The organism is Kitasatospora sp. NPDC059817, assembly GCF_042731835.1.
Classification (GTDB): Bacteria; Actinomycetota; Actinomycetes; order Streptomycetales; family Streptomycetaceae; genus Kitasatospora.
Genome location: NZ_JBHWIR010000026.1, coordinates 52,627 through 55,236, shown reverse-complemented (window position 1 = coordinate 55,236; position 2,610 = coordinate 52,627). Strand labels below are relative to the sequence as shown.

The window sequence follows — 2,610 nt, the reverse complement described above, 5'->3', positions numbered from 1 at the left end:
TGGGGGTCGACGCCTTAATCCTGGGGTGCACGGTCCTCACCCAGCTGGGCCGAATCTGGCTCGACGTCTTTGACCGCACCGAGGGCGGGGTGCGGATCGCCCGCGAATCGCTCACCCTGGACGGCCGCACCCTCGTCGACACCGGCGAACAGGACGTCCGCAAGCGGCGCGTCAACGTCTGCTGGCACAACGACACCCGCCAGGGCGACATCCGGGCGCCCTTCCCCAGCGGCACCATGATCACCGCGCAACTGCCGCTCCGGGTGGCCGGCTCCTCCCCGGGCGAACGGAAGGTCCTCGCCGCCACCGAGGACCTGCTCACCGCGCTGCGCGAGGTCTTCCCCGTCCACCCCGTCCCCGCCCTCATGCGCGGCTGGGCCCGGCCCGACCCGCAGGCCCGGCTGCGCAGCAACGCCGCCAACATCTCCGCCGTCCTCGCCCGGCTCGGCAACGAATGCCCGCGCCGCTACGGGCAGCTCCTGCGCGCCGTCCAGTCCGCCGCCCCGCACCCGCTGCTCGGACTCTCCCTCGCCCACCGCGGCAGCGGGCCCGACCAGCGGGTCCTCGCGGTGTTCGACGAAGGCGTCCTCGGGCGCACCGGGGCCGACCAGGCCTCCGACGGCATGCTGCGCCACCTCGCGTTCGCCGCGGTGCTGCTCACCGGGGCCGGGGTGCTCGACCTCGACGTGGCCGCCGAGGTGCCGTGGGCGCACCGGCAGCTCACCGTGCTCGCCGAGGACCTCGGCGCAGGGCTCGCCACCGAACAGACCGCCTCACTGCTGCGGCTGGCCCGGGACATGTCCGGGCGCAACCAACTGCGCGTCCTCGCCGCGCTTCAGGAGCCGGCCGCGGCGCGGGAGGCGCTCGGCGCGGCCGAACCGCGGTCGGGCGCGGCCGTGCTGGTCGAGTGCCGGCGCGACCCGGACTCGGGGCACACCGTGCTGCGGCCCGAGACGACCCGGGTGCCGGCCCAGTGCGGGCGCGGGGACGGTGCGGACCCGGGGGCGGACGAGGCGGACGGGTGAGGTAGACCTGGACGGGTGAACGAACGAGTGACGAGGCCGGGGGAACCGGCCGGGCCCACCGGGCCCACCGGGCCGACCTTGGAGGCCCTGCGGCAGCGGCTGGCGGACTTCGCGGCGGCCCGGCGCTGGGAGCCCTTCCACACGCCGAAGAACCTGGCGGCCGCGCTGAGCGTGGAGGCCGGCGAACTGCTGGAGATCTTCCAGTGGTTGACGCCCGAGCAGGCGGCCGCGGTGATGTCCGAGCCGGAGCGGGCCCACCGGGTGCGGGACGAGGTCGCGGACGTCCTCGCGTACCTGGTGCAGTTCTGCACGGTGGTCGGGGTGGATCCGCTGGAGGCCCTCGCGGCCAAGATCGAGCGGAACGAGCTCCGCTTCCCGGTGCCGGACGGACCGGCGGACGCCGACCCGGACGGGGCGGGTGTCAACCCGGACGTGGACGAATAGTCCTTGTGAGGGACGGGAGTTATCCACAGCCCCGGACTTGTCCACAGCTTTCCCGATGACGGATGCGGCCTCGCCGACTTCGCCGCACGCTTTCGCCGTGACCACCTGACCGCCCCTCCGGCGGTCGTGGTCCCACGGCGACAGCGAGCGGAAGGAGTGGCGGCCATGGAGGCGCTGCGACTGATCAAGAGGGCCCGGCACGCCCTGGCCGAGGCCAGGCACGTACCGGATGTGCTGGCCGAGGCGCGGCAGGCCGCGCTGCTCACCGAGGCGGTGGGGGCCAGGCTGGCGGAGCTGGACGACGACGAGCTCACCGGGCTGGGGCAGCAACTGTCCGAGGCCGCGGCGCACGCGGCGGTCTGCCTGGAACGCTCGGTCGTCAGGGCCGCCGTGCTGAGCGGCGGCCGGGCCGGGCGGCTCACCGAACTCGGCGAGCTGGCACCGACCTTGGGTGCGCTGGACGGGCTGCTGCGGGACGTCGGGGAGACGCTGGTGGTGCTGGCCTGCGGGGCCGACACCGAGAGCCTCTACTGGACGTGCATCGACGGCGTGGACGCGGTGTCGGAGTGCAAGGACCTGGCCGGGCGGCTGTGGAAGACGGCGGGCAGATTGGAGGAAGAGGAGGGCGCGGTGCTCGGCGGGGCGCCGGCCGAGCGGGGCTCGCCCTTACTCGTGGTCCGGCTCGGCCCGCCGGACGAGGGCCGGCCGAAGGGGGAGGAGCAGGCGCCGGACTATCGGGTGCCTGGCGTGGCGGGAGCGTCGGAGGAGGTGTCCGTACCGGTGGGATAGGTGGCCGGGCCGTCCTCCCGGATGCCGGAGGACTGCAACTCGGCGAGATCCGCGGACACCGAGGCGAGCAGTTCCTGCATCTGTTCCAGCAGGCTCTTCTGCGCGGCGGGCCCGGACGAGGTACCGGCGGCCGAGCCCGCCGGGCTGCTCGGGAGCTGCGGCGTGGCAGTTGGTTGGGACATGACGGGACCTCTTCGGATCGGTAGTGCGGCGTGAAGCGGCGGGGCCCGCCCCCCACCGCAAGCCGGAGCACGCACTCGGGGGGGGGGGGCCCCCGGGGGGGCCCCCCCCCCCCGGCGGGGGGGCCCCCCCGCGGGTGTGGGGGGCGGGGGGGGGGGTTGGGGGCCCCCCG

4 protein-coding genes are annotated in these 2,610 nt (G+C 75.1%); 3 read left to right on the top strand and 1 reads right to left on the bottom strand.

What is annotated here, in order from left to right; genetic code table 11:
• From ACFV61_RS08755 to ACFV61_RS08745, 3 genes are all read left to right on the top strand, one after another.
• Positions 1-1,025 (top strand): hypothetical protein (locus tag ACFV61_RS08755; RefSeq protein ID WP_380490770.1); only part of this gene is annotated, 1,025 nt, incomplete at its 5' end.
• Positions 1,026-1,103: 78 nt separating this feature from the next.
• Positions 1,104-1,469, top strand: a complete 366-nt coding sequence (locus ACFV61_RS08750; RefSeq protein WP_380336988.1) for a nucleotide pyrophosphohydrolase — start codon at positions 1,104-1,106, stop codon at positions 1,467-1,469.
• Positions 1,470-1,634: 165 nt separating this feature from the next.
• Positions 1,635-2,258, top strand: coding sequence for a DUF6099 family protein (locus ACFV61_RS08745; RefSeq protein ID WP_380430122.1), 624 nt, complete (start codon positions 1,635-1,637; stop codon positions 2,256-2,258).
• On the opposite strand, the gene ACFV61_RS08740 is transcribed toward ACFV61_RS08745, so the two are convergent.
• The gene (locus ACFV61_RS08740; protein WP_380371214.1) at positions 2,201-2,440 is read right to left on the bottom strand and encodes a hypothetical protein; all 240 of its coding nucleotides are present in this window, start codon (positions 2,438-2,440) and stop codon (positions 2,201-2,203) included. The two genes, ACFV61_RS08745 and ACFV61_RS08740, sit on opposite strands and share 58 nt — an antisense overlap.
• Between the last annotated feature and the right edge of the window lie 170 nt (positions 2,441-2,610).

Bases quoted from the DNA above. Each gene is read 5' to 3' on its own strand.
- ACFV61_RS08745 (WP_380430122.1), top strand. From the start codon at position 1,635: ATGGAGGCGCTGCGACTGATCAAGAGGGCCCGGCACGCCCTGGCCGAG.
- ACFV61_RS08740 (WP_380371214.1), bottom strand. From the start codon at position 2,440: ATGTCCCAACCAACTGCCACGCCGCAGCTCCCGAGCAGCCCGGCGGGC.